This is a genomic window from Streptomyces mauvecolor (assembly GCF_039532965.1).
In the GTDB taxonomy this organism is placed as follows: domain Bacteria; phylum Actinomycetota; class Actinomycetes; order Streptomycetales; family Streptomycetaceae; genus Streptomyces; species Streptomyces violascens.
In genome coordinates this window covers 1-23,355 of record NZ_BAAASQ010000052.1, presented here as the reverse complement: position 1 = coordinate 23,355, position 23,355 = coordinate 1, and the positions used below count along the sequence as shown (strand labels likewise).

Sequence of the window (23,355 nt, the reverse complement as noted above, 5' to 3'; positions counted from 1 at the left end):
CGCGTCGAGCTGGTCGCGGTTGTAGCGGATGAGCTCGGCGGTGGTCGGGCTGCTGGTCACGGGGTGACTCCTTGGCGTTGGGTACGGACGGTCTGGGTGTGCTCGATCCACTCGCGGGTGACCGCGGTGTCGGGGGCGCGCATGGTCAGGGCGGAGGTGAACTTGCCCAGCAGATGGGGGACCCGGCCGGTGGTGGCGCCGGCGGGAGGGATGACGTGGTGGGCGGTGGCGACGGCCTGCTCGATGTCGCCCTGTCGGAGTTGGGTGAGGGCGGCCTGTGCGGTGTAGTAGGCCCGGTTGCGGTGCTGGTCGGGGCGGAGCGCGGCGAGCGCGCGGTGGGTGTGGAACTCGGCCCGCTCGCCGTCGCCCAGGCGCAGGAGAGTGGCTCCGGCCAGCCCGTGGAGTTCGCCCTCGGTGTAGAAGTCCATGCTGGCCGGGCGGTTCGCGCCGGGGTCGGCGTGCGTGAACGAGGCGGCGGCCCGGTCGAGGGCGCGCAGGGCGCGGGGGCGGTCGCCGGCGTCGGCGGCGGACAGCGCGAGCCGCGAGTGGGACAGGGAGGCATACAGCGGGTCGGCGCGGTGCACCCGGGTGTTGGTGGCGGCCTCGGCGGCGGCGACCGAGTCGGTGTAGCGGCCGCGCTGTGAGGCCAGCATGGCGGCGTAGCGCCATGCCTGGTGCTGGACCTGTGCGTTCCCGGACAGCCCGGCCAGGGTGATGGCCTCCTCCAGGTGGCGTTGGGCGTCGTCGAAGTGGCGGGCATCGACCGCGGCCCACATCGCGGCCGCCGTGAAGGAGGCGGCCAGTGAGTAGAGGTGGCCGCGTACCCGCTGCGTGGCGCTCCCGTTGCGCTGGAGGCCGAGCGTCCGTGCGGCGAGGCCTTTGGCTCTGTTCTCCAGCTCGGTGCCGCCGCCGGTGGTGTCGTCCATCAGCCACAGCGCGGTGAGTTCGTCGCGGAGCTCCTTCACCTCGGTGAATCCGACGGTGGGGCGGGCGGCAGCCATGGGGGCACCGACGGCGAGGACGGTTCCGGTGGCGGCGGTGACGAACGTGCGGCGTTTCACGGGCTCCTCCTGCGATGGGGCGCGGCGGTTGGGGACGAACCCCAGGTCGGTGGGGGAGCGTCCGGTGATTGCTGCCAGGGCGAGACGCTGTGGTTCCCGGGGCCACCGGTTCTCGCCGGAGAGCCAGCGGAACACGGTGCGTTCACTGGTTTTCCCTACTCGCCCGGTGATCTGCCTCGTGGTGGTGTTGACCAGCTCGGTGAGGTCGGGGACCTCGACGTTGTTCGCGGCCATCCACGTGGCGAGCGCCCGGTTCTTACTCCGCGCCATACCGTCACGGTAGGGCGACCCGCCGATCACGGAAAGTAAAGGCCGGGTCAATTCGTCAGTTGCTCCGCGAGTGGCCATGCAGCTCTTCGTCATGGCCAACTCACCCCGGCAGGCGGTTACTTACTGCGTATGGCGTGCGGGCCCCCGGGTCCGCCGCACCGACTTGCGGAAGGACCGCCCCCCATGGCGACCATCGAGCAGCGCCACCGTCCCACGGTCACCGACATGGCCCGGGACGTCCAGCTCGCCGAGGTGCTGGCCCGCTTGCCCGGCGAGGAACGGGCCCAGGCGTGCCGGGAACGGCTGCGGGACTACATCCAGTTGCTCGCCGATCCGGCCCAGACGCAGGTGCGCTGCATGCCGGCGTCGCGGGCCCGCGATGTTGCCGAGCAGTCGATCCGCTACGCCCGCCGTCTTCCCGCCGACGGCCGGCACGGCGACCCCGGCGCCTGCCTGGCCCTGCTCGCCGGTGCGGTCCGCCACCTCATGCAGTACGCGGGAACGCCCCGCTGAGAGACCTGCGCCGGGGCGGGCCCCACCCTCCGGCGCAGCCCCGCCCCGCCCGGCCGGGGCGGGCCCCATCCCCTTCCTGTAGCGGCACGCTGAGCCGGTGTGCCGGAGAGGAGCGCGATCGTGGCGCCCACTATGACGCCGATCCCGGCGACCGTCCTGTTCTCGCATGCGGACCAGCAGATCTGCCGGTCGGCCCGGGTCCTGTGGCCGGGATCCCAGATAGACCTGGGGACGCACGTTCCCTCCGTGACCGGTTACGTGCGGACCATCCATCTCGACGGCACCCCGCTGTTCGCCAAGTACTCGCTGCTCGGCCTGTCGCTGGTGTCGGTGCTGCGCGGCACCTGCGGCTCCTGGACGGCCGTCCAGCAGGCCCAGGACGCCTATGTCGCTTCTCCCCACGCATTGTTGGCACGCGAAGCAGGACAACTGCGCCTGCTGCGCCGGGCGGGCCTGAAGACACCGCATGTGACCGGGCTCGACGGCGGCGTGCTCTTCACCATGCCCGTGGCCGGGCCGACCCTCGGCGACCTGGTCGCCAAGGACCCAGAGCGCACGGAGGCCCTGATCACCGGCGTGCTGCGCATCCTGCGCGACGGCCTGCGCCGGATCAACACCGCCGAGGCGGAGGCCGTAGCGATCGGCGAGCGGTCGATCCCGGCGACGTTCACCCGCAAGTTCAACGGCCTCTCTGGGGCCGCGTACTTACGCCAGGCCGGGCCGCACTGCTCGGTGCTGACTGCCATCGTCAGCCGTCTCCAGCGCATGCGGATGGCCCCGGTCACCGGCGCGCGGCCGCTCGTGTACGGCGATCTCAAGCCGGAGCACGTCGTGTACGTCAACGGCCCCGACTGTGCGCCGATCTTCATCGACCCCGGCATGGGGCTCGGCCGCCCGCAGGCCGACCACGCGAAACTCCTCTCCCGTCTGATCCTGTCCCTGTTCGCGGACCCGCCCGCCCCGGCCGCCGTGCACGCCATCACCACCGGCCTGTCGGCCGTGGCGGAGCACGCCGTGGCCGGGCTCGGCAAGACGGAACGGTCGGCGTGGCTGAGGGAGCTGGTGCTGCTGTGGCTGATGGACACCGTCAACATCGTCTCCACCTACCTGACCTGCCCGGTGGTGCTGCCCCTGCCGCCTCAGGCCGTGACCATCACCGAGCAAGCCGCCTCCCTGCTGGGTCTCCTCGATGCCGTGAGCACGGACCTGGCCACACGTGACCCGCGCACCGTCTGGTCCCTCGCGCTCAGCCGCCTCTCGCAAGGGGTCGCGCGATGACCGGCCATACGGTGGGAATCGTCGGGGCCGGAGCCGTCGGCCAGACCGTCGGCGCCCTCCTGGTCACGGCGCCCTGGTGCACCGGCGTCAAAGTCGTCTCCCGCACGGCGCCGGCGGCCGCGGGCCTGGCCTGCGATCTGGAAGACCTGGCCGCGGTGACCGGCTCCCCGGCCCGGGTGAGCCACGCCCGCGGCCCGGGCGAACTCGCCGCCTGTGACGCGGCGGTCATCTGCCCGCGCGCCCTGTTCACCAACAGCGCCCGCACTGACGTCCGCATGGCCGGACTGGCCGCGAACGCCCCCGTGATCGCACGTCTCGCCCGGGACCTGAACGGCTACCGCGGGGTGGTGATCGTGGTGACCAACCCCGTCGACGTCATGACCCGCCTGTTCGCCGAAGTGGCGGGCATCAACAGGGTGTTCGGGATCGGCTCCCACACCGACACCGCCCGCTACCGCATCGCCCTGGCCCACCGGCTCCGTGTACCGCTGGCCGCCGTCGGTGCCCACGTGGTCGGTGAGCACGGCGACAGCGCGGTGCCCTGCGCCACCACACTCCACGGCCACGCGCTGGACCTCATCCCGGACGGGGCAGTGGCCGATGCCAGAAGCAGGCCCGCACTCATCAACGCCGGGATCGGCCGCACCCGCTGCGGGCCGGCCGGGGCGGTCCTGGCCGCCCTCACCCACGCCCTCGGTCTCACCGACGGCACCCTCGAACTCTCCACCCGCCACCAAGGTGCCTGGATCGGCGTGCCGGTGCAGTTCACCGCCGGGCAACCGACCGTCGCCCTGCCCCGGCTGACGCCCGACCAGGACACCGCCCTGGCGGCGGCCGCCGACAAACTCGATACCGCGTACCGGGCCGCCGCCCCGTACCTGCCCCGAAGGACCGCATCGTGACCCTCCCCCAGCAGTACGCCACCCACATCCAGGCCAGCACCTGCGCGGCCACCGTCGCCTCCTACAGCGAGCCCGTCGCCGCCTGGGCCCGGCAGTACTTCGGGCAGTGGTGGCACGCCGCCCCCGAGAACGCCCCCTACGGCTGGAATCTCGTGGAGGCCGACGTCGACCCGGCCGGGCTCGCAGCGATCACCCAGGACGTCCTCGACTACCCGCACCAGGAGACCACCTACGCGACCACGCCGATGCTCTACCGGCGCACTCCCGGCCGGGCTGTCCTGGCGGCACAGCCCGACGACCAGCTCGCCTACCGCTACGACCGCGGGGCCGGAGTGCTGCGGATCGTCGGCGGCGAACCGATGGCGGTCGCACTCGCCGCCGCCCGTCTGGCCCGCGAGGTGATCCGGGGGCAGCTGATGATGGACGGCTGGTCGATCTTGCACGCCTCAGCCGTCACCAACGATCACGGCGAAGCCGTGTTGACGTTCGGGCCCAAGGGGGCGGGCAAGACCACCGTCGGCCTCATCCTGGCCCGCCAGGGCTGGCGGCTGTTGGCCAACGACCGGGTGTTCGTGAAGCCGGCCGGGGACCGTGTACGCGTCCTGCCCTGGCCGTCCGCGGCCGCCATCGGCTTCGGACTGCTCGACGCCCTCGGCCTGTACGACCCGGTCGCCGACCGGGTCAAGATGGGCGAGGAACTCCACCCCACGCAGGACCAGACCGTCACCGACGCCCTGATGACCGGCTCCCGCACCCCGATCCGCAACGCCAAGGGCAAGGAACTGAAGCCGCAATTCCACCCGCACCAGCTCGCCGACTGGCTCGGCCTCACCCTCGCCACCGAAGGCCGCGCCGCCCGCCTCCTGTTCCCCACCGTCACCCCCGACGCAAAGCCAACCGCCCTCGACCACACCCCGACACTCACCGACGCGGACTTCTTCACCGCCGCCACCGAAGACCGCTACCCCGACGTATTCGACCTGCTGCCCGTCGGCACCAGCCAAGACGCCGACCGCCTCGCCGAACTGCTCGCCGCCCTCCCCCACCACGCCCTGACCCTGAGCCACGACGCCGACGCGAACACCGCGCTGCTCACGAAGGTGGCGACAGTGTGACCGTCGCGTAGCAGGCCCGCACGGCGTAGGCCCCAGTCATCTTCGGCCGGGGCCTACGCCTTTCAGTAGTTGCCGGGCGGCCTTAGGCCGGGGGCGAGCAGGACTGATGGCCGGCTCCGCGCTGGGTGCTGGACCCGGCACGGGGGAAGGGGTTGGCGTTCCCCTTCTATACCGGCCATCAGGTGGTCATCCGGCCCGCCGGGGCGTCTCGTCGGGCCCACAGCCGAATGCCACAGTCACTGTATCCCGGGGAAAGACCGGGTTTGTGCCGTTATTCAGGAGGATGCTCGCTGGTTGGCGAGGTGTTCGAGGCGGGCGCGTTTCCACGTGCGCTGGGGGCGTCCGCGGCCGCCGGGCTGGGCGATGAGCTCGTCGGGTTCCTCAAGTTCGGGGAGCCGGCCGCGGTTGAGGGCGCCGGTGAGGCTGGCTGCGCTGCTGTATCCGAGGATGGCGGCGGCTTCCTCTGCCCCGAGGAGTTCGTCCGGGCTGCCGCTGGGGGCTGTCGGGGTGGTGCTCGTTCCGCGGGCTTGGGCCTGGCGCTGGATACGGGCGCGGGTCCACAGCTTCACGTTGGTGCCCCGCGGGCCCGGGCGGTCGGCGTCGGTCTCTTTGAGTTCGGGGAGGTTGCCCTGGTAGAGGGCGCTGGAGAAGCTGGCCAGGCTCTTGTAGCCGAGCAGGGCGGCGGCTTCCTTGGTGCCGAGGAGTTCGTCGTCGGGGCCGTCGGCGGCCACGGCCGGCAGGGGGGCTGCTTTGCTGGCGGAGCCGGTGCGCCGGCCCTTGCCGGGGCGGCTGGTCACCCAGGCGGCGATGGTGGAGCGCCGCCACTTCATGCCGGCGATGGTCTCGTCGGGGGCGGGGAAGTAGCCGGGCAGGTTCTTGAGCCACCAGTAGATGGTTGAGGGACTCAGGTTCAGCAGGCGGGACACTTCGGTGGTGGTGAGCAGCTCGCCCTGGTCGGCGGTGTGGAAGTCGGCGGGCATCTTGTGGGCCGGCCGGGATGCTTCGCGGCCGGCGAAGAACGCGGCGACGTCGTCGTGGGCCCACAGGCGTTTGCGGCCCTCGCCCGGGCGGGCGTCGGGAAAGCCGCTGTTCTCGCGGTCGTTGTACCAGGTGCTGATGCGGGATTTGTGCGTGCCGAACTCCGCGCAGATCTGCGCGGTGTCCACGAGGCGCTCGCTCGCGGGCTTCGGCATCGCGTTCTCCCAGGGCATTCGGATGGGTCCGCACTCCACTTGGGTGCGACACGTTCCATAATGCCAAACGGGTGAGCGGGTGTCGAGGCCCCCACCGGGCTACACGTCTTCCTCGGGGATCAGGCACACCCCTGCGGCACTGGCGCGCCGCTCGAGCGCGGTGTACGCCATGGCGGCGGGCGATGCATCCCACAGGGCGAAGACGAGGTTGGAGATCGCCTCGCTGCGCGATGCGCCGTCCTCCCAGGGGGCGCCGGCTTCCCGGCAGCGTATGGACAGCGCGTCATCGCTCAGGCCGCGGCAGTCGGCGTGGGTGGCTCGCTGGACGTCCGCAAGCCCCGCGCACCAGATGTGGTGGCCGGTCTGGAGCGCTGCGGTGAGTTCGGCGGGGTCCTGGAGGTGGCGGCTGGAAGCAGCGAGTTCCAGGAGCAGTTCGGTGGGGCTGCCCATCGCGTCCATGGTCGGTGTCCTTCGTGTCAGCAGGGGGTGTCGATGACGGGCTGGATGTCTTTGTCAGTGCGTCATGCAGGGAGGGGGAGGCTGGACGGGTGGGTGGGTGGGCGAGTTGGGCTCAGGCTTGGGTTTCGTCTCGGTGGTCGGGGCCTGTCTTGGCCCTCTCCCGTGCCTATCGAGAAGGCTCGTAGGGCTCGTGAACTGCACAGCATCGTCGGCATACTACGGCTCATGAGTATGGATGGTTTTCCGCCCAGTGCTCTCCCTCCCGGTCCTCTGCCGACAGTCCCGCCACTCAGCAAAGCGCTCAGATTTCTGGTGCGAGCAGGAAGCATAGAGAACCTATGGGGCTTCCTCTCAGAAATCGATCCACCTTTGTCGGTCAGTGACGAAACATTGGCCGATTGGATCAATGGAATATCGGCCCCCAGGAACTTTGACACTTCGTGGGGCTTGATCCAGGAGCTGAGCCGTGCTGCCGCCATGGAACCCGACCGCGATTACTGGGTGAGTATTTGGCGTGCGGATCGAGAATGGCGGAAGTGGAGGAACTATAGGCGGCGAGTCCAAGGGAGGAAGCGCGAGGGTTCAAGGTCTGCGACTCTCGACTACGGGATCTTGGATGCCATTGTGGGTGGGACTGTCGTAGCGCTGACGACATTCGCCAAGTCGATGATAGAAGCTTGGGGGTCCGCTGCGGGAAAAGCTTCCGGCGGCCTGATCCGGCGGTGGCAACTGCGCCGACAGCAGCGGCGCGCTCGAACAGCTGGTGCTCTTGTCTATATCGAGGATGGAGTGCCAGATCCGGCGCTGGTAGCACTCATCGGCATGGATATGACTGTGCCTGCCTATGCGGGCAAGCTATTGGTCTGGAATCCGCAGAACGGTACTTGGGAACCTATGCCAATGCCAGCAAATCGCCGAATGCTGAGACGTAGGCAGAGGCAGGGACGGCCCCCGATTCCGCCAGCGCCGCCCACCCCCTAAATCGAACGTTCCACCATTCGTCCGAGATGTTCGCTGCCTCCATGTGCATGGGCACCTCACTCCACGACGGTGAGATCACACGGTTCGTGCGGCATGGCTTCTTCCTCATGGGAAAGGGGCGGGTGCCGCCGGGCGGTGGCAGCGCGGGGGGCCGGTGGTCAGAACAGGGCGGTCTGCCCGGCCTGTTCGACGGTGATGCGGCCTGCGGTCGGGACCCCGGTCCGGCCAGGGCTTGCCCTGGCGGGCGGTGTTGCTCGGCTCTCTGTCGGTACCGGCCCGCCGGGCTTTTCGGCGGTGGGCGTGGGGTGGGTGCAGCGGCAGAGCCAGCGGCAGGGGCGTTGGCCGGGGGCGTAGTGGATGACGGCGACGACGAAGCCTGTGCTGTCGGTGATGGTGCCGGCGTCCGGGTCGGTGCGGGGGCCGGTGGCGCTGATGCACCGGTCGTGGCGGCCTGCGGCGCAGGAGGTGCACGTGCCGCGCTCGCATGCGCACCAGCGGTGGAATCCGTGCGGGTAGGCGTCCTCGATGCGGCGAAGTCCTTTGGTCCAGGCATGGGCCCTCACCCAAGCGCCCTCGGTCTCGCTCATCGGCGGGGCGGTGGGTGAGGGGAGGGGGTCAAGGATCCCCATGATCGATGCGCCGATGTGGCGCAGCCGGGTGGTCATGTGTGGTCTCCGAACAGGGTCGGGATGGCGTGGAGTTCGTCCATCCACGCCAGGAGGCGGGGGAGGTTGGTGGTGGGTCCGAAGGCGAGGTAGGTGCCGTCGCAGCTGGTGCAGCCGAAGGCCTGCGCGATGCGCAGCCGGCGGCGTGAGTTGACCCGCCCCATGTGGACGGCGAGCCCGCGCTTGCGGGCCTCGACGGCCAGGCGCTGGGCGGCGGGTCCGGTCTTCCACGGGGTGGATCCGGCGAGGAACAGCATGTCGAACTGGCCCCAGGGGATGAGCCCGTGTTCGCTGTTGTCCTGGGCGGCGAAGGCGGCGGGCAGACCCAGCGCGCGGATCGGCTCCAGCCAGGGCAGCGACTCGGCCAGGGTGGCTTCGGCGTCCATCGGTACGTCGGGGGCCACGGCCCACAGGCAGCGTTCACGGCCGTAGCGGTCGGCCGTCGCCTGGAGCCAGGCGAACCATTTCTCAGCGCCGGGCCAGCCTTTGCCGAACTTCCCGTTGTCGCAGGCATACAGCGAGCGGTCGGGGACCACGTTGCCCTGGGCCGGGGTCGTCATGCAGGCCAGCAGGCCGGCCCGCATCGCGGCCCGGACCTCAGGCCCGGAGGGAGTCGCGAGGTATTGCACGGCAGGGGCCAGTGGGGTGAGCTGCGGCCGGGAACGCGATGGGCATGATGTTCCTTCCAAGAGCGGTGGGCGTTGGTTCAGGTGAGGGGGAGTTGGGAGGCGGTGCCGGAGAGCAGGGCGTTCCACTCCCGCTCGAAGCCCTTGTCCTGTTTGTCGATGACGCGGGCGGGGGCGGTGGCGAAAAGGTCCTCGGCCATGGGCCAGGTGGCGCCGCGGGGGCGGGCCCAGGCGCGGGCCCGCCCGTACGCGGGGTCGTGCTCGACCTCGACGCAGTGGCGCTGGGAGATCGAGTCCAGCCGTCGGGCCAGCTGCTGCGGGCGGCCGAGGTCGATGCGCTCGGTGGAGCGCATCACCGGGCGCCGGCTGCCCGCGTCGGACAGCAGGAACAGGCGGCGCACCCGGTAGAGGGCCCACGGCATGTCCAGTTCACGCTCGAAAGCGTCCAGGCAGGCCCGGTCGCGGGGCTGGGCCGGGTCGAGGAGGCTCAGCAGGGATTTGCGGCCGTAGAGCTTGGCGTTGGGGTTGAGACTCATCGCCGTGTACTCCAGGCGCAGCACCTCCCCCGCGAGCTCCGGGTGCGAGCGCATGCGCTCCAGATGCGCGGGCAGGGCACCCATCGACGCCGGGAAGCAACAGAAGGTGCAGTACGACTTGGGCCAGAGCACACCGAACCGCTCCATCAGGTAGGCCTCGCACTGCTGCCTGCCCCAGCCCCAGTCGATGAGCGGGAACTCCCCAGTACGCCCGGCCATCTTGGAGGCGGTCTGGTCGCCGAAGCGGCGGCCTTCCTCGTCGGCGTTGAAGCCCATGATCTGGCGGAAGGGGCGGCCGTTGAAGAGCTGTCCCAGCCACCAGTCGCCGACGTCGCCCTTGGCCCACAGGCTGCACTTGCGGGTGCCGGCCTGCTGGGGAACGGTACCCACGGATTCCAGGTCGTCCCACAGGGTCCAGGGCCCGCGCGCGAACAACTGCTCGGGGCGGCGGGAGTCGTCCAGCACGGTGAACCCGTCCGCGCGCACGTGGCCGTTGCGTGCGAGCTGGACGAACCGCACCCTGTGCTCGCGCAGCAGGGGCAGCATGAACCTCTCGACCAGGAGGCGGGTTTCGGGCCACTCGCTGCCGGTGGCCATGTAGAGGACGACGGTGCGCTCAAGGTCGATGTTGTACGCGGCGGGGTTGGTAAGCATCCGTGCGACGTAGGCGGTGGAGTCGCAGCCCAGGCCCCAGTTGATGACGGTGTCGATGTCGGCGTCGCAGGGCGCGGCGCCGAACAGCGGCAGCTGAGGGCAGAGCGGGGTGCGGGGCATGGCGAACGCCTCCGAGGGGCGGAGTGGACGGGGAGGAGCCCCGCGCGGCAGCCGGCGTGCGGCTGGGCGCTGGGTTCAGCGGGCCTTGGCTGCGGGTGCGGACTCGACGCTGGTGGGGGCGAATCTGGGCCAGCCCTGGGAGCGTTCGGTCTCCCACCAGCGCGGTCGGGTGTCCTTCGGCGTACGGCGGGCGGGTGCGATGGCGGCGGGCTGTGGTGCGGGGCGTGCGGCCGGGATGGCGGCAGGTTGCGGTGTGCTGATGGGGGCGGCGGCCTGGGGGCTGGGCAGGCTCTGTTCGGTGTAGGCGATGCGCTGGCGCAGGCTGATGCCGAGTTCGTCGACGCTGAGCCACACGGTGTTGTCGCGGACGTCGGTGATGCGGCCGTGGACGAGGACGGTGACTCCGTCGGTGAGGGATTCGGCGGCGTTGCGTGCCAGGTCCCGCCACAGGGTGCAGATGTAGGCGACGGGCTTTCCGTCGCGCCAGGCCCTGGTACGGGCGTCCCATTCGCGGGGGCGGGCGGTGAGGCGGAAGCGGGCGATGACGGTGCCTGTCTCGGTGATGCGGCATTCGACGTCGCCGGTCACGGTGCCGGTGACGGGTACGAGCGGGGCGTTGGACACCTCGGGCACCTCCAGGATTCGATGGGTGGGCTCGGGCCACGGAGGGGGCGGCAGCGGTGCGGGCGGAAGCTGAGGAGTTAGTCGCAGCGCGGAGCGGGCGGGGTGCGGGAGCAGGGGAGTTCCCGCTGCTCCCGCACCGCGCGGGCTAAATGTCAGGCGTCGAGGAGTTCGATGCACCCGGCGGGGATGCCCTTGCCGGGGATGCGGAAGCGCGCGGTGTCGTTGGGGACGGTGAACGTGGTGCGGGGGTCGCGGCGCAGGGCGTTGGTGGAGTCCTCGTCGAGGAGGAAGTGCCAGCGGGTGGCGCCGCGGTTGGGTTCCTGGACGGTGCCGGTCAGACCGGCGAGGAAGACGGGCCGGATGCCGGTGATCCTGGCGCGGCGGCCGGAGGCGATGACGGGCCGGGCTTCGCGGTCCAGGGTGAGGAGCTGCTGGGCGCAGGCTTCCTGGACGGCCGCGATGTCGGCACGGCCGGGCAGCTTGCGGATGTAGGCGCAGACGTCGGCGAGTGTGGTGTCGGACATGGTGATCTCCCTGGTGTGTGAAGGGGAGCCCGGCCCGGAAGGGCCGGGACTGGGGGAGATGGAGGGTGTGCCGGGCCAGCGGTGGGATGAACGGCTGGTGTTCAGCCCGTGGTGGGGGCGGTGCGGCGGGTCGGGGTGAAGCGGCGGGTGAGTCGGCGCAGTCGTCGCTTGGTGTCGTCGCCGCCGCCGTTCTTCCACCAACGCCAGGCGTAGTACGCGGTGAGTGCCGCGTCGGTGGCCGTAAGCAGGGGGTTGCCCTGGAGGAAGTTCGCGGTGCCCCGGATGAGTAGAGCCAGCGTGAGCAGGGCGTAGAAGTGGCGCGCGGCGAGATGCCCGGTGAGTGCGCCGGTGAGCGCGCACAGGCCAAGGGCGGCGGGGATGTAGATGGTTGCGACGTTCATGTGGTCGGCCTTCCGTGGCGGGATGTGCCGGAGGTGTTGCCAGGACAGGAGCGCGCTGGCAGGGCCCAGCGATGGTCCGGTGAGGGGTGGTCAGTCCCAGTTCTCGGGGGCGGGCCGGTAGTGGCGTTCGAACTCGGCGGTCTCTTCGGCGGTGGCCGGGCGCCAGCGGGCGGTGATGTCGTCAAGGCTCAGCGCGAACGAGGTGGGCTGGTACCCGCGGAAGCCGTCGGTACAGGTGTAGGAGACACCGTCCTGATTGGCACTGGCGAGCCGGACGATGACGGTGCCGCCGGACCGGACGTTCCAGGCGACGCATGTTCCGATGTGCTCAGGCGTGATCTTCACGCTGGCTGTCCCTTTCCTTGGGCTGGCCGGGGCGGCGCGGCGGTGCGCGCCGCCCCGGGGCGGGTGGGGGTCAGGCGGTCTGGCCGGGGGTGTCGTTGGTGGTCCGGTAGCGGGTGACGGCCTGGTCCTCGACCTCGGACAGGGCGTAGTCGTTGGTGTCCTGGCCGAGGGATTCCAGGAGCAGCAGCCATGCGGCGGCGCCACTGCTGAGGGCGGTCCAGGCCTTGTCCTCGCGCAGGTCGTACTCGAAGGCGGCGGCGACGTTGGCGAACAGAAGCGCGGTGTCACGGGACTTGGGCACGGTCAGCGGCACCGGGCCGCTGTCGGGCTTGGCTCCGAGGATCGCGCCGAGGACCTCGGGGTCGCGCTTGTCGGCACAGCGGGCCACGAAGTGCTGGAGCGCGAAGGCGCGGGCGGCTTCGGGCAGGGACTTGGCGCGGCAGAGCTTGGTGAGGAAGGCGTGCCTCGGCTCGCGCGCGGCCTTCCATGCCCGGGTGCTGGCAATGGAGTTGCTGCGCTTGGCCGCTTCCCCGGGGGAGAGCGGGTTCTTCGGCTTGCGGGCCTCGGGGCGGATCTTGTGTCCGTGGGCGGCGGGGTCGGCGCAGTGCCATACCGGCTGGTGGGCGTCGTCCACGCGGGCGCTGTGGTCGGGGCATCCGGCGTGGTTGGCCTCGGTGAGCGGGTTGCCCAGCGGGGTGGTCAGCTCCGACAGCGGCCGTGAGGTGTCCTTCTCCCCGAAGGGCACGTGGTTGCGGGGCGGCAGCAGCCGGATCCCTGCCTCCCTCAGAGCCCCGATCGCCGTCGCATGAGCCTGGATGTCGGCCAGCTCGGCCTTGATCAGGGCCATTTCCTGGTCCCAGTGGCCGCGCCCGCCCTCACTCTTCTCCTGGTCCCGGCGCAGCGCGTTCTGAAGCCGCCGCTCGGCACCCGGGGCATCGGCGACCTCGGCCAGCTGCGCGGTCTGCTCCAGATCCATGCCCTCCGCCGACGCACGCCGCAGGGCCGCGTCGTCGAGCTTCTGTGCGGTGCGGGCGTGCTTGACGGCTCCCCGCCGCATCCTGAGCGCCTTCACGGCCCGGGTCTGCTCCACCTCGCTCATCCCGACCAGCGCGAGCTCGACGGAGCGGACCTTGTCCCGCTCGGCCATGCCCTCACGGTGGTCGTTCTCGACCAGGCTCAGAAACCTGGTCCACCCATCCCGCCCCACCAGATCCGCGCGGACGTACGCGGGGACCTTGCGTACCTCGCGCTGCTCGTCGGCGGCGGTGGCGTTGGCGGCCTGCTGGGCCTGGGCCCGGCGCCATCCCTTGAAGGCTCCGTACGTGCCGTCCGGGAGCGGCCGGACACTGATCGCGTCCTGGATGCCGAGCGACGTGACGGAGCTGATGAGCGTCTCGTCCGGGGCGGTGTCGGTCTCGCGGGCGTTACAGCTGTCGCGGACGATGTCCGCCGCATTGAGGTAGACCACCGGGGGCAGGTCGTCGGACTCGGCGAGTTCTGCGGGCGGAGGGGCAATCGAGGTGGCCATGTGAGGCTCCCTGGAGATGAGGTGACGGTCTTTCGGCGATGTCGGAGGGCGCCAACCCTTAGACATGTTCAATAATACCTATAACCCGGAGTGGGGCAACCTCTTTTTCAGTTGCCCCACTCCAGGGCCCGGCGCGGTCAGGAGGAAGGGATCGCGGTGCTCCTATCGGGGTCTGGTGGGTCAGCAGCCTCGTGCGGCGGCGTGGAGGGGGCAGGCCAGGACCCGGCGCGCGTTGCCGTCGAGTCGGGGCAGGACGGCAACGACGTGGGTGCCGGGCGCTCCGCAGTCCACACACCGCCGGTCGGGGGTCACGGTGCGGGTGTCGGGCGTGGCGCGTGCGGGGAGGCGGCGCCTGGTGCGGTGTCTCATACCGTTTCCTTTCGCGGTGGGGGTGGTGCTAGGGAGCGGGGATGGTGACCAGGACGGCGCGGACGGCGGTGCCGGACGGCTTGAACGCTCCGTCGGGCAGCGCATGGACTGAGCCGCCGCTTCGCTCGATCAGGGCGCGGAAGTTGGCCGTCTGGGCGTTGGTGCGGAAGGTGAGGGCGGCGGACATGACGGCGGTCAGGCGGCCGTGTGAGCGCAGGAAGGACAGGGCGTGGGTGACGTGGTCGATGTCGGCCTGGCGGGCGAAGGGCGGGTTCATGACCACCCGGTCGTAGCGCGGTTCGGCGGGGAGGGTGAGGAAGTCAGCGACGGTCACGCTGCGCGCGTATCCGGCATTGGCAATGTGCTGGGCGTTGTCGGCGAGCAGTTCGATGCAGTCGACGGGGCAGGTGCGGGCGGCCTCGGCGGCGATGGCGCCCCGTCCGGCGGACGGTTCCAGGACTTCGTCACCGGCCCGCAGGTCGGCCAGCGACAGGAGTTTCTCGACCACGGGCGCGGGGGTGGGGAAGTATCCGAAGTCCTGCGGCCGGCACACCTCGCCGGTGAGCAGCAGGGCCTCGACCGCGTCCGCGGCACTGGTGGGGAAAAGGTGGGCGCCTGCCGAGCGGTTCCACTTGCCGCCCGCCGCCTTCAGCACTTTGTCGACCGCCAGATACTCGCTGCGGTCGAGCTGCTCGAACAGGGACAGGCGCGGCCCGTCGGTGTGCGCACGGGACAGGACGTCGAGAACGGCATCACTGATCTTCACGGGAATCCTCCTGGGGTGTTGCGGCCCGAAGGGCCGGGCGCGGTGCCGGATGTGGGTATGCCGGGTTGCGGCGGTGTGAGGGCGTACTGCCGGGAATCCGCGGGAGGCGGTGAGACGGTCGGCTCTCGCGTGGGGCGGTCTGAGTCGCGCAACTGCAGGAGCGCTGGGCGCGGCGGGTGTCGTATGGAGCCGCCTGCGTCTAGGCCGCCTGTTGGGGTCCGGCGGGAGCGTTGGGACAGCCAGGAAGGGCAGTGCCCTGCACGCGGCGGGCAGTGGGTCGGGGCCGGTCCGGCGGGTTGCGCCGGACCGGCAGTGTTGCCCTGAGCGGTGGCATGCCTGGTGTCGTTGGCCGTGGGCCGGTGGGTGCTGGCGGCCGGCGGCTTGCGGATGCAGCTTCACTTGGCGGTGTCCTGCTTGTGCTGCATCTCCTCGGCGCTCATGCGGCCGGTGACCTCGTCGTAGGGCAGGCTCGACGTTCCGGAATAGTGGTTCCGGTCGGCGTGCACGACGGTGCGGCCGGTGCCGTTGAAGATGTGCGGGACGGTGAGGGTCTTGGGGTTGGCGCGCAGGACGGCGTACCAGGTGCCCCGGCAGCGGGCGTAGTCCCCGCGCTGGAAATCGGACTTCGACCAGACCTTGAAGCCCTGCTTTTCGGCCTCGGCGACGACGTTCTCCCAGTACGCGATCTGCTCGCTCAACTCCGCGTGCTCGACGGCCAGTTCCTGGACGGTCTCGGGGTTGCCGGTGTTGCGGGTCTGGCCCTTGGCGGACTCGCCGCGCTGCCACTTCTCCACCGCGCGCAGATCGGCCTTCAGCGTTTGGATACGCCGCAGTGTGCGGGCCGGGTTCTTGCGGAACGCCGCGTATCCGGCGGCGGCCTTCTCGCGACCGGCCCAGTGCGCGGCCCGGTCGCGCTCACCGATGCTGGTGCGCGTGGCGTTGTCGATGCGCTCCTGGTCGCGGCGGGCGCGGCGCTCGGAGTGGTGGCCGACCAGGATCGGCTGTCCCAGCGGGATGCCGTCGGCGATCTGGTGGCCGCGCTTCCAGGCGCTCTCGGACCGGGCGGCGGCGTTGTCCGCGTACTGGCCGAACCGCTCCGCACGGTCCTCGGCGCGCTCGACGCGTTCGGTTTCGGCCTCGGCGAAGGTGCGGCGGTCGTTGTTGTCGATGGTGAGCGTGACGGTGAAGCCTGCGGAGCGCAGCCGGTCGGCGAGCGCTTCCAGCATGGCGGTGGGGGCCTTCTTGTCGCGGCTGTGCGGCAGGTACCAGCTGCCCAGCATGCGGGCTGGGTGTAACCCGACGGGTAGTGGCGGGCCTTGAGGACTTCGACCGCCTTGCTGCCCTTGGTCGTACCCTCGATTCGGGTGCCTTCGCGGCGGCTATGGGTGATCTCGATGGTGGACATGGGAACTCCGATTCTTGGCTCAGCGACGGGGCGCGCGGTGACGGAGACAGCCAGCCTCCGCAACCGCGCGCCTGATGGCCCGGGACACCGGTGTCGGCGGCAGCCCGCGGGAGTGCGGTGCTCTTCGGGGGATCACCTGACTCGGTCAGGCGGGCGTTTCCCGGCGGCGCGTGTCTGCGCGGGCGTCGTCGGCGGTGTAGCCGGAGTGGCAGGTGGAGCGGCAGTAGGACCCGGCGGGGGCTTCGCAGTCCTCACACGGCTCGTCGAAGTCGGCGGGGAGGAACGGGGAATGGTCGCGGGGCGCGGGCATGCTGGCTTGGTGGGCTGTCAGCGCTGGTAGCGCTTGGGGCCGGTGCGCAGCACGCCGAAGTTGGCCCGGACTGCTGCGCGCGTTTCGGGGGAGACGGTCGGCCAGCCGAGCGCCAGGCCTGCCGCATCGATCTCGGCTTCGGTACAGGTGGAGCGACGGGAGCGAACGAGCAACTGCGCGATCGGCAGTGCTTTGCGTGCCCGGTTGTAGGTGATGGCCTCCTCTGCCGTGGCATCGGGAAGGGCCGTGCGGGCGACGGGCGGGAGGGCGGGGAGCTGCTCTAGGTGCGCCTCGCATACCCAGGACTGGATCCGGCCCTCGCTGACGCGGTCGACCACGACCTCGTAGCTGTTGGCGCCCGGCTTGCACAGCGCGCAGTCCACGTGCTCGGTGCGCAGCAGCAGGACAGGGGTGAGAAGGCTGTCAGAGGGGAGGGTCCACCACTGGGTTCGCACCGTCTCGGTGTCGTACGGGTGGTAACTGATGGGCAGTCGGGTCATTCCGGGGAGGTCGCTCGGTTCGGTGCCGGTCACGATGACCGTGGTGCCGCTGACCTCGATGAGGTCGCCCTCGCGGAGTTCGTGAGCCTCGACGGTGGTGATCCCGGAGCCGGTTGTGGTGACAGCTCCTGCGGGCAGGTCGTACAGGCGCATCGGAAGCGTCCTTTGCTCGGGGTGTGGGGATGGCGAGCGGAAACGGCCCGTCGAGCGGGCACGGTCCGTACCCGGCGTTCAGAAGCCGGGGCTAGCTCGTCGACACGTTCAATAATACGCACTCGCGAGTTGGGGGCAACCCTTTTTTCGGGCTGCCCCATGGCCTATGCCGTCTCCGTGATCTGCACGCGTACGTGCTCGCCGTCCACGGCGGCCCGGCGCCCGGGGCCGTTCAGGCAGCGGGCGTATGCCGCAAGGTCGCGGTCGAAACGGCGCGCGGTGCCGGCGCCTGCGTTGCCCGGCTCCGGCCGCGTGCTGCCCCACGGGTCGAGCACCCGGTGAACTGCCACCTGTCCAGGTGTGTTCGAGCAGCTGACGACCAGGAATCCGGGGACGTCCGCGTGGTCGACCGCGTCCAGGCCGTAGGGGGCGAACCCGCGCCGGGCCAGCGCGACAGCGACCACCCGTAGACGCATCTCCTCTTCGGCGCCGGCCTGGATTCCAGGCAGTTCCAGCGAGGCAACGTGCAGTTTCTGCCGTACGTCGTGCTCGGTGTTGAGAGACTCCGCGAAGTACGCGGCGTGCTCCTGGTCGCCCGAGCCGCGCACCTTGGCCCCGGTGTGCCGGTCCATAACGTCCCACGATGCGCGGCGCTCCGGGGAGGCCTCGGCGGTGTACCGCGGCCCGTCCGGAGCCTGCGGTGGTGCGGCGAAGAACACCCAGCGACCGTGACGGGGCTCGGTGGTGACCAGCCCCGCACGGCGCAGCGCGTCGGCGAGAAACGGGGCCATGGCGAGCTCGCCGTTCCCGGCCTGTTCGGTGGCTCCCGCGCTCCGGGCGGTCTGCCACCACACGGCGGGCAACGAGCGGCGTCGGCTGGGACGTTCACCGATCACCCACCCGTCGCAGCTGCCCGCGTCGCACGCAGGCGCTACAGCGGTCAGTGCTGCTGTAGCGCGCTGGACGGCAGACGGAGAGGGGGGAGAGTCGGCTTCGCCGACGTCGGCGCCCCGGTCTTCGGGTACGTCGGCCGGACCGGTGGGCAGGGCATGGAACGCGGCCAGGACACGGGCGTGGGCGGGCAACAGACGTCGGCGGATATGGGCAGCCGCATGCGCTGGTGTGCATCCGGCCGCGACCGTGACCGGCCGCACCGTGAAGCCCGCCGCCTCGGCGGCTTCGGGCAGACGGACGGTGACGAACAGCCGCTGAGGCTTCGCCTCCTCCTGGTACAGGAGCAGGGCGCGGCCCTCGTCGTCAACGATCCTGACAGCGTCGTCCCGGCTGTCGTCGGGCAGGGCGCGGCACTGCGTTCCGAGCAGAGGCGCGACCTGGTAGGCGAACGCGGCCAGTTCGGACGGGTTGAGCAAGGACATGGTGTTCTCCACGGTGATGAGGCAGGGCGGCCGGGTCAGCCGCCGGGGTGGCCACGGTCAGGACGCGAACCGGCTGACGTGGCCGGCACGGCGAGCGGCCGGACGTGGCCGGGGCAACTGCACTGGTCCCCGCGGAGCGGGTGGGTTCAGCGCTGCGCGCTGTGCCAGGGGGGCGGTTCGCTGCGCTCACCGCCGGACGGCTCGGCCCCACGCTGCGCGTGGGCGGGATGGTCCGGCGCTGCGCGTCGGACTGGGGGGCGCTGCGCTGGGTGGCCGGTCCGGCGTCACCAGGTCGGTGGGCTGATGGCGCCGGACGGCCGGTAGCGGGACGGCTAGGAGATCTCTTCCGGGGTGGGGATGGACAGACCCGCGCTGTACTCGACATCGGACTCAGGGGAGAGGGGGTCACCGGTCAGTGCGTCCGTGCAGTACGCCGAGAAAACCTCTGCGGCGGTGAGCGGGAGCAGCCAGCCACCCCGCATACGCCACCCGCGCACCCGCTCGGCCGTTTCCTGGGAACCTCGGGTGCGCACCACGAGTGCGCCCCCGGTTCCGGTCGGGTCGCTGAACGCCTGGCCGACCAGAGCAGCAAGACACGCCGTTTCGGCGGGGCTGTGGGAGATGAGCATTCCCGTGCTGAGTGGGAGGACGTCGATGTGCGCGGTAGCGATGACAACGTTGGTGCGCGCGGTAGTGATGTCGGTGCAGCCCCGGGAACCCACGATGTGGTGGTCTCCGGGCCCGATCACGGCGAGCAGACGCGACAGGGCGGTGACCGCACGCCCCAGACTCAACACGTCGGTGTCCACGGGGGCGGTGGGGTTCTGCGGCTCCATCTCGGGATCGCTCATGGCGGTGTCTCCTCAGGGCGGTGAGCGCGGACAGCTGTCGGCCGGGAGCAGGGCCTACTCCTCGCGGGGGTGGTCCTGCGGGGGGATACGGGGCGCGGGTTCGTCGGCGGGGCGGCGGGGGCGCGGGATGGTGGGGATGGCCCGGTCGTTTTCGTCTTCAGGCACGGGAGTTCCAGGGGGATCGCTGTACGGGTGGGGGACACGGCGAGCAGCCGGAGGAGGGGCGGGGGAGTCCGCTTGGTTTCCCCGCGCAGCGGGGTCGCCAGCGCTGCGCGCTGTGCCCGGGGGCGGCGGTTCGCTGCGCCCACCGCAGGGTGGCGCCCCGGCCCCACGCTGCGCGTGGGGAGCGTGGGGCCGACGCTTCGCGCCGGGCGGCTGGGGGCGCTGCGCTTACAGGGTGGTCCGGCGCCGCTCAGGGGGCGGCATGGCGGCGCCGGATGGCCGGGTGGCGGGGGTCAGTTGGCGGCGCGAACCCGGTGCCGCAGGAGGGTGAGGGAGCCGCGTGTGAGGACGGGCACGATGCGGTGGCAGGCAGGGCACAGCCCCATGCGGCGGCCGTGGAGGCGGTAGAACTTCGGCCGCGTGTCCTTCGCGGTGAACGTGAAGACAGTGCCGGGTTCCGGCCTGCGCCCCGTACAGAACGCAGTCACGAAGTCTCCTTCGGATGTGCGGCCTTGGGAGCGTGGAGCCGGTGCTCCCAAGGCCGGATGGTGGGATGGGTCAGACCGTGGTCAGGGCGAAGGCGCGTTCCATCAGGGCGTCAGCGGCTCCGCTGATCACACGCTCCGCGCGGGCGGCGGCCTTCTCCTGGGGGGTCCGGCCATGGCTCGGGGCCTCGTGGTTGGCGTACTCGGTGAGGGCGTTGTACGCGGCCCACCGCGTCCCGCGAATCCCATCCTGTGTGGCCGCGTGCTGGAACAGGTGGGCGATCTGGCCCTGCCGCTGCTCGTGGTTGGTGGTCGCGCGGGGGCTGTCCTTCTTGACCTCGGGCCACAGGCGGTCAACGACCGTGCGCAGCTCGTTGAGGGTCATTTCGGCCTCGACCATGCGCTGGGCGGCCTTCTCGAATTCTGCCGCGTACTCCCATACCAGGCCGAGCGCTTCGCGTGCCTGGGCGATACGGCCCCGGGCCCCGGAGGTGTGCCGGACGGAGTACGACGACACCGCGCCGTTGATCGCCGCGCGCTGGGTGTTAGCGCACACCACTCGTACCGGGGTCACCACCACCCGGAATGCCGAGCTTCCGTCGTGGCTGTTGAATGCCGCGATGTACAGGTCTGTGCGGTCACTGGCCCCGATGGTCATGCCGTGCGGCATCTTCATCGTGAGGAACACCTGGCGGCCGTTCTTGAGCGATCCGGCCGTCTCGAAGTGGGCCCCGGACTCGTCGGCCAGCAGGTTCAGGAACTCGGCGTGCTCTTCGTTCTGCACGGGCGTGTAGTCCGGGCCGACCACGCCCAGCGCCTCGGTACGGCCGGTCTTCGGGTTGGTGCGGACGCTGGCGAAGTGAGTGGGCACCTCGATGTTCTCCACGGCATCCGGATGCAGCTCGGTTGCGGAGAGGCCGAGCTTGCGCACGTTCCACCCCGCAAGGTAGGCGGTGGTCATGGCCTCTTCTGCGGTCATGGCGTCGGTGGTGACGGTGCCGAGCTTGTGCCACGCGCTGGTGCGGGCGGAGGCGAAAGCGGCGGTCCCGTCGCTGAACTGCTCGATCTCGTGAGCCATGAGGCGTCCTTTCGGTGACGGTCTTTCGGCGGTGTCAGGGGCGCCAACCTCTGACATGTTCAATAATACCTAGTTCCGAGGGTGGGGCAACCGAATAAATTCGGCGTGCCCCACCCGGCGGCCGGCCTACCGGTCGAAGTACTCCGGCAGACCCGAGACACTGTGCGCGTTCACGTTGGACACCACGCACCGGAACCGCGCGCCCGTCCACTCGCTCAACTCGTACTTGAACGACACATCCCCGAGCGGCGTGACCTTCTCGTCAATGCGCGTGACCCAGTAGCGGCCGTGGTACTCGGACAGACTGCCGTGATACCTGACCTTCTGCATGAGCCTGGGGCGCCCCAACGCGGTACAGAGCGCAGCCGCGACCACCGACCCGAGACGCTCCCGCAGACTCCTCGCAGGAAGCGGCACGTTCGCCAACGCGGGACCGGTGTGCCCGGAACGGACCCCGTACACCCACCCCACCCGGAACAGAGACCGCATCGCCGACTCCAACTCGTGCGGCAGAGAGTAGGGCTCCCCGCCCGGAAGGGCAGAGTCCCGCAGCGCCTGGGCAAAAGCGGCCTCCGACTGCTCCTCTTCGTGCTCGCTCAGCTCCTGGCGCTCCTCGGGCTCCTCGTGCGACGCCATGCCCAGTTGTGTGAGGGTCATTTCAGGATTCTCCTTTTCGGTGAGAGAGGTTCAGGGGGTGCCGCCCGGTGATTCCGGGCGGCACCCGGGGGTTACTTAAGCCCCTTCAGCCGGAGAAATTCGCTGACCCGGTAGGCAATCGCTCGTGCCGGGAGGGCCGCGCCCTTGATGCTGCCGAGGATCTTCGGGCCGGTCTCCGATTCGTGTACGACGTTGAACTCAAATCCGGCGGCCACCGGCATCATCACGACCACGGGACCAGCGGCGGTGTCGAAGCGCAGCCCGGTGTAGTTCTCATCCGTGTTGTGGACGATGACCGCGTCCCGCAGCAACTCAGGCCGGGGAAGGAAGTTGGCGACGCTGCGCGCCCTCCGCGCGTGCACCGTGTCGGGCCCCTGAGCCTGGCTGCGAACGATGCCCTCGGAGATGACGAGTTCCATGTGGATACCTCTCGGTTGACGGACTTTCGGCGGTGTCCGGGGTGCCATCCCCTGACATGTTCCATAATACCTAACTCAGGCTCTGTGTCCAACACCTTTCTCAACACCGCGCGTTGCACCCGATCCCTCGGGAAGCTCATAACTGGCGTGTCATCCGGTTCGACAACTGCTCCAGCAACTGGTTCGACAACTCCCCCTCCGCTCCTGCCGCCCCGGGCAAAGTCCCTGGTCACCGCAGGGTTTTCGTGTGGAGGGCGGTCTGACATCCCCTTCTACCCGACTCCCTGCGCCCAATGATCAAAAAAGGAGGGTGGGGGCTTGGTCTGCGGGTGCGGCGGGGATGGGCAGGCGTGGGTTGGTGGTGCGCTCGGCCGGGGGCCTCGCGCGGGTTGGGGTGGCGTGGCGGCCTGTGCAGCCGTCTGTGGGTCTGGCTTCCGTCCGGGCAGAGAGTCCTGGGGTCGGCTCGCGGCCCGGGTCGCTGTCGGGGCTCTGAGCTCTTCGGCTTGGCGGGTCGTTTTGAGGTTTCGTCAGAATTCCTTGTTGGGCATGATGTTGAGGGCGGGTGGGTATTCTGCTTTCCGGGCGTGCGGATCGCTGGCGGGTTTCCCGGTCTCGGTTTTTCGTGCGGTTCTCGTTCCGGGTTCACTGAGTGGTGTGGAGTGTGGTTGGGGTAGTGCTCGAAAATCCCCAAAGATACATGCTGCTTTCGATGTGATGCATCAGTCACCCTCGTTCGTAGCCAGCCTGGCTCGCGTAGCGGGCCTTTTGGGGCTTGGAGGCGGAGCCGGAAAGCTCCGGAGCAGGCAGCGGAGCTGACTGCTCTTCAGGCCGCGTAGCGGCCGTTTGTCTCTTCATAGGCCTGGCGGAGCCGGGCCGGAAGTCCGTAGCGAAGCGGAGGACTTCACCAGCCCGAAGGGCTGGGCGCCCGCGCAGCGGGCGCAACTCCCGTGCGGAGCACGGGAGTTCACGGCGAGCGTAGCGAGGCGTGTCACTGCCATGCGCGCAGCGCATGGGAACCCGCTCCGCGGG

Annotated in this window: 26 protein-coding genes; 4 read left to right on the top strand and 22 right to left on the bottom strand. The window is 70.3% G+C overall.

Annotation, left to right across the window (positions count from 1 at the left end; translation table 11 throughout):
• Positions 1 to 56: 56 nt before the first annotated feature.
• Positions 57 to 1,331, bottom strand: a complete 1,275-nt coding sequence (locus ABD346_RS36925; protein ID WP_344380695.1) for an NsdA family TPR-like regulatory protein — start codon at positions 1,329 to 1,331, stop codon at positions 57 to 59.
• 183 nt (positions 1,332 to 1,514) lie between these two features.
• On the opposite strand from ABD346_RS36925, the gene ABD346_RS36920 reads away from it, so the two are divergent.
• The 4 genes from ABD346_RS36920 to ABD346_RS36905 all read left to right on the top strand — a co-directional run bounded on the left by ABD346_RS36920 (position 1,515) and on the right by ABD346_RS36905 (position 5,139).
• Entirely contained in the window at positions 1,515 to 1,844 is a 330-nt protein-coding gene (locus ABD346_RS36920; protein WP_344380694.1) for a hypothetical protein, read from the top strand.
• Positions 1,845 to 1,964: 120 nt separating this feature from the next.
• Positions 1,965 to 3,122 carry a hypothetical protein gene (locus ABD346_RS36915; RefSeq protein ID WP_344380693.1) on the top strand — a complete coding sequence of 386 codons (1,158 nt, stop codon included), beginning with the start codon at positions 1,965 to 1,967 and terminating at the stop codon, positions 3,120 to 3,122.
• Entirely contained in the window at positions 3,119 to 4,024 is a 906-nt protein-coding gene (locus ABD346_RS36910; protein WP_344380692.1) for a lactate/malate family dehydrogenase, read from the top strand. Before ABD346_RS36915 ends, ABD346_RS36910 begins: the two co-directional genes overlap by 4 nt.
• Positions 4,021 to 5,139 (top strand): phosphoenolpyruvate carboxykinase (ATP), encoded by a 1,119-nt coding sequence (locus ABD346_RS36905; protein WP_344380691.1) that lies wholly within the window; start codon positions 4,021 to 4,023, stop codon positions 5,137 to 5,139. The genes ABD346_RS36910 and ABD346_RS36905 overlap by 4 nt, the downstream gene beginning before the upstream one ends.
• 275 nt (positions 5,140 to 5,414) lie before the next feature.
• On the opposite strand, the gene ABD346_RS36900 is transcribed toward ABD346_RS36905, so the two are convergent.
• The 21 genes from ABD346_RS36900 to ABD346_RS36800 form a co-directional block, all read right to left on the bottom strand.
• Entirely contained in the window at positions 5,415 to 6,332 is a 918-nt protein-coding gene (locus tag ABD346_RS36900; protein WP_344380690.1) for a helix-turn-helix transcriptional regulator, read from the bottom strand.
• 99 nt (positions 6,333 to 6,431) lie between these two features.
• Positions 6,432 to 6,791, bottom strand: a complete 360-nt coding sequence (locus ABD346_RS36895; RefSeq protein ID WP_344380689.1) for a hypothetical protein — start codon at positions 6,789 to 6,791, stop codon at positions 6,432 to 6,434.
• 1,139 nt (positions 6,792 to 7,930) lie between these two features.
• A complete protein-coding gene (locus tag ABD346_RS36890) occupies positions 7,931 to 8,437 on the bottom strand; it encodes a DUF6248 family natural product biosynthesis protein (RefSeq protein ID WP_344380688.1) in 507 nt (168 codons plus the stop codon).
• A complete protein-coding gene (locus ABD346_RS36885) occupies positions 8,434 to 8,997 on the bottom strand; it encodes a hypothetical protein (RefSeq protein WP_344380687.1) in 564 nt (187 codons plus the stop codon). Before ABD346_RS36885 ends, ABD346_RS36890 begins: the two co-directional genes overlap by 4 nt.
• A gap of 146 nt (positions 8,998 to 9,143) precedes the next feature.
• Positions 9,144 to 10,373: a hypothetical protein gene (locus tag ABD346_RS36880; RefSeq protein ID WP_344380686.1), complete on the bottom strand. Its 1,230-nt coding sequence runs from the start codon at positions 10,371 to 10,373 to the stop codon at positions 9,144 to 9,146.
• A gap of 75 nt (positions 10,374 to 10,448) precedes the next feature.
• The gene (locus ABD346_RS36875) at positions 10,449 to 10,997 is read right to left on the bottom strand and encodes a single-stranded DNA-binding protein (protein WP_344380685.1); all 549 of its coding nucleotides are present in this window, start codon (positions 10,995 to 10,997) and stop codon (positions 10,449 to 10,451) included.
• A gap of 152 nt (positions 10,998 to 11,149) precedes the next feature.
• Complete coding sequence (locus tag ABD346_RS36870; protein ID WP_344380684.1) at positions 11,150 to 11,521, bottom strand: hypothetical protein; 372 nt, start codon at positions 11,519 to 11,521, stop codon at positions 11,150 to 11,152.
• Between the two features lie 101 nt (positions 11,522 to 11,622).
• Positions 11,623 to 11,922 carry a hypothetical protein gene (locus ABD346_RS36865; protein WP_344380683.1) on the bottom strand — a complete coding sequence of 100 codons (300 nt, stop codon included), beginning with the start codon at positions 11,920 to 11,922 and terminating at the stop codon, positions 11,623 to 11,625.
• A 90-nt stretch (positions 11,923 to 12,012) separates the two neighbouring features.
• Entirely contained in the window at positions 12,013 to 12,267 is a 255-nt protein-coding gene (locus ABD346_RS36860; protein ID WP_344380682.1) for a hypothetical protein, read from the bottom strand.
• A 70-nt stretch (positions 12,268 to 12,337) separates the two neighbouring features.
• Positions 12,338 to 13,795, bottom strand: coding sequence for a ParB N-terminal domain-containing protein (locus ABD346_RS36855; RefSeq protein WP_344380681.1), 1,458 nt, complete (start codon positions 13,793 to 13,795; stop codon positions 12,338 to 12,340).
• Positions 13,796 to 13,975: 180 nt separating this feature from the next.
• Entirely contained in the window at positions 13,976 to 14,164 is a 189-nt protein-coding gene (locus ABD346_RS36850; RefSeq protein ID WP_344380680.1) for a hypothetical protein, read from the bottom strand.
• 28 nt (positions 14,165 to 14,192) lie between these two features.
• Entirely contained in the window at positions 14,193 to 14,930 is a 738-nt protein-coding gene (locus ABD346_RS36845; protein WP_344380679.1) for a methyltransferase, read from the bottom strand.
• A gap of 395 nt (positions 14,931 to 15,325) precedes the next feature.
• Positions 15,326 to 16,210, bottom strand: coding sequence for a DUF3560 domain-containing protein (locus tag ABD346_RS36840; protein ID WP_344380678.1), 885 nt, complete (start codon positions 16,208 to 16,210; stop codon positions 15,326 to 15,328).
• A 270-nt stretch (positions 16,211 to 16,480) separates the two neighbouring features.
• The gene (locus ABD346_RS36835; RefSeq protein ID WP_344380677.1) at positions 16,481 to 16,645 is read right to left on the bottom strand and encodes a hypothetical protein; all 165 of its coding nucleotides are present in this window, start codon (positions 16,643 to 16,645) and stop codon (positions 16,481 to 16,483) included.
• Between the two features lie 17 nt (positions 16,646 to 16,662).
• On the bottom strand, positions 16,663 to 17,298 hold the full coding sequence (locus ABD346_RS36830; protein ID WP_344380676.1) for a hypothetical protein: 636 nt from the start codon (positions 17,296 to 17,298) through the stop codon (positions 16,663 to 16,665).
• Between the two features lie 164 nt (positions 17,299 to 17,462).
• On the bottom strand, positions 17,463 to 18,674 hold the full coding sequence (locus ABD346_RS36825) for a hypothetical protein (protein WP_344380675.1): 1,212 nt from the start codon (positions 18,672 to 18,674) through the stop codon (positions 17,463 to 17,465).
• 332 nt (positions 18,675 to 19,006) lie between these two features.
• Positions 19,007 to 19,525, bottom strand: coding sequence for a hypothetical protein (locus tag ABD346_RS36820; RefSeq protein ID WP_344380674.1), 519 nt, complete (start codon positions 19,523 to 19,525; stop codon positions 19,007 to 19,009).
• Between the two features lie 455 nt (positions 19,526 to 19,980).
• Positions 19,981 to 20,175: a hypothetical protein gene (locus ABD346_RS36815; RefSeq protein WP_344380673.1), complete on the bottom strand. Its 195-nt coding sequence runs from the start codon at positions 20,173 to 20,175 to the stop codon at positions 19,981 to 19,983.
• Between the two features lie 70 nt (positions 20,176 to 20,245).
• The gene (locus ABD346_RS36810) at positions 20,246 to 21,250 is read right to left on the bottom strand and encodes a DUF932 domain-containing protein (protein ID WP_344380672.1); all 1,005 of its coding nucleotides are present in this window, start codon (positions 21,248 to 21,250) and stop codon (positions 20,246 to 20,248) included.
• 126 nt (positions 21,251 to 21,376) lie between these two features.
• A complete protein-coding gene (locus ABD346_RS36805; protein WP_344380671.1) occupies positions 21,377 to 21,907 on the bottom strand; it encodes a hypothetical protein in 531 nt (176 codons plus the stop codon).
• Between the two features lie 71 nt (positions 21,908 to 21,978).
• Complete coding sequence (locus ABD346_RS36800; protein ID WP_344380670.1) at positions 21,979 to 22,326, bottom strand: hypothetical protein; 348 nt, start codon at positions 22,324 to 22,326, stop codon at positions 21,979 to 21,981.
• Between the last annotated feature and the right edge of the window lie 1,029 nt (positions 22,327 to 23,355).

What these genes read in the sequence shown, in the direction of transcription:
- ABD346_RS36830 (WP_344380676.1), bottom strand. Translation starts at nt 17,298, where the DNA reads ATGCGCCTGTACGACCTGCCCGCAGGAGCTGTCACCACAACCGGCTCC.
- ABD346_RS36835 (WP_344380677.1), bottom strand. Translation starts at nt 16,645, where the DNA reads ATGCCCGCGCCCCGCGACCATTCCCCGTTCCTCCCCGCCGACTTCGAC.
- ABD346_RS36920 (WP_344380694.1), top strand. Translation starts at nt 1,515, where the DNA reads ATGGCGACCATCGAGCAGCGCCACCGTCCCACGGTCACCGACATGGCC.
- ABD346_RS36800 (WP_344380670.1), bottom strand. Translation starts at nt 22,326, where the DNA reads ATGGAACTCGTCATCTCCGAGGGCATCGTTCGCAGCCAGGCTCAGGGG.
- ABD346_RS36890 (WP_344380688.1), bottom strand. Translation starts at nt 8,437, where the DNA reads ATGACCACCCGGCTGCGCCACATCGGCGCATCGATCATGGGGATCCTT.
- ABD346_RS36850 (WP_344380680.1), bottom strand. Translation starts at nt 14,164, where the DNA reads ATGAGACACCGCACCAGGCGCCGCCTCCCCGCACGCGCCACGCCCGAC.
- ABD346_RS36895 (WP_344380689.1), bottom strand. Translation starts at nt 6,791, where the DNA reads ATGGACGCGATGGGCAGCCCCACCGAACTGCTCCTGGAACTCGCTGCT.
- ABD346_RS36880 (WP_344380686.1), bottom strand. Translation starts at nt 10,373, where the DNA reads ATGCCCCGCACCCCGCTCTGCCCTCAGCTGCCGCTGTTCGGCGCCGCG.
- ABD346_RS36910 (WP_344380692.1), top strand. Translation starts at nt 3,119, where the DNA reads ATGACCGGCCATACGGTGGGAATCGTCGGGGCCGGAGCCGTCGGCCAG.
- ABD346_RS36820 (WP_344380674.1), bottom strand. Translation starts at nt 19,525, where the DNA reads ATGAGCGATCCCGAGATGGAGCCGCAGAACCCCACCGCCCCCGTGGAC.
- ABD346_RS36855 (WP_344380681.1), bottom strand. Translation starts at nt 13,795, where the DNA reads ATGGCCACCTCGATTGCCCCTCCGCCCGCAGAACTCGCCGAGTCCGAC.
- ABD346_RS36870 (WP_344380684.1), bottom strand. Translation starts at nt 11,521, where the DNA reads ATGTCCGACACCACACTCGCCGACGTCTGCGCCTACATCCGCAAGCTG.
- ABD346_RS36900 (WP_344380690.1), bottom strand. Translation starts at nt 6,332, where the DNA reads ATGCCGAAGCCCGCGAGCGAGCGCCTCGTGGACACCGCGCAGATCTGC.
- ABD346_RS36840 (WP_344380678.1), bottom strand. Translation starts at nt 16,210, where the DNA reads ATGCTGGGCAGCTGGTACCTGCCGCACAGCCGCGACAAGAAGGCCCCC.
- ABD346_RS36865 (WP_344380683.1), bottom strand. Translation starts at nt 11,922, where the DNA reads ATGAACGTCGCAACCATCTACATCCCCGCCGCCCTTGGCCTGTGCGCG.
- ABD346_RS36925 (WP_344380695.1), bottom strand. Translation starts at nt 1,331, where the DNA reads ATGGCGCGGAGTAAGAACCGGGCGCTCGCCACGTGGATGGCCGCGAAC.
- ABD346_RS36805 (WP_344380671.1), bottom strand. Translation starts at nt 21,907, where the DNA reads ATGACCCTCACACAACTGGGCATGGCGTCGCACGAGGAGCCCGAGGAG.
- ABD346_RS36825 (WP_344380675.1), bottom strand. Translation starts at nt 18,674, where the DNA reads ATGTCCTTGCTCAACCCGTCCGAACTGGCCGCGTTCGCCTACCAGGTC.
- ABD346_RS36885 (WP_344380687.1), bottom strand. Translation starts at nt 8,997, where the DNA reads ATGACGACCCCGGCCCAGGGCAACGTGGTCCCCGACCGCTCGCTGTAT.
- ABD346_RS36810 (WP_344380672.1), bottom strand. Translation starts at nt 21,250, where the DNA reads ATGGCTCACGAGATCGAGCAGTTCAGCGACGGGACCGCCGCTTTCGCC.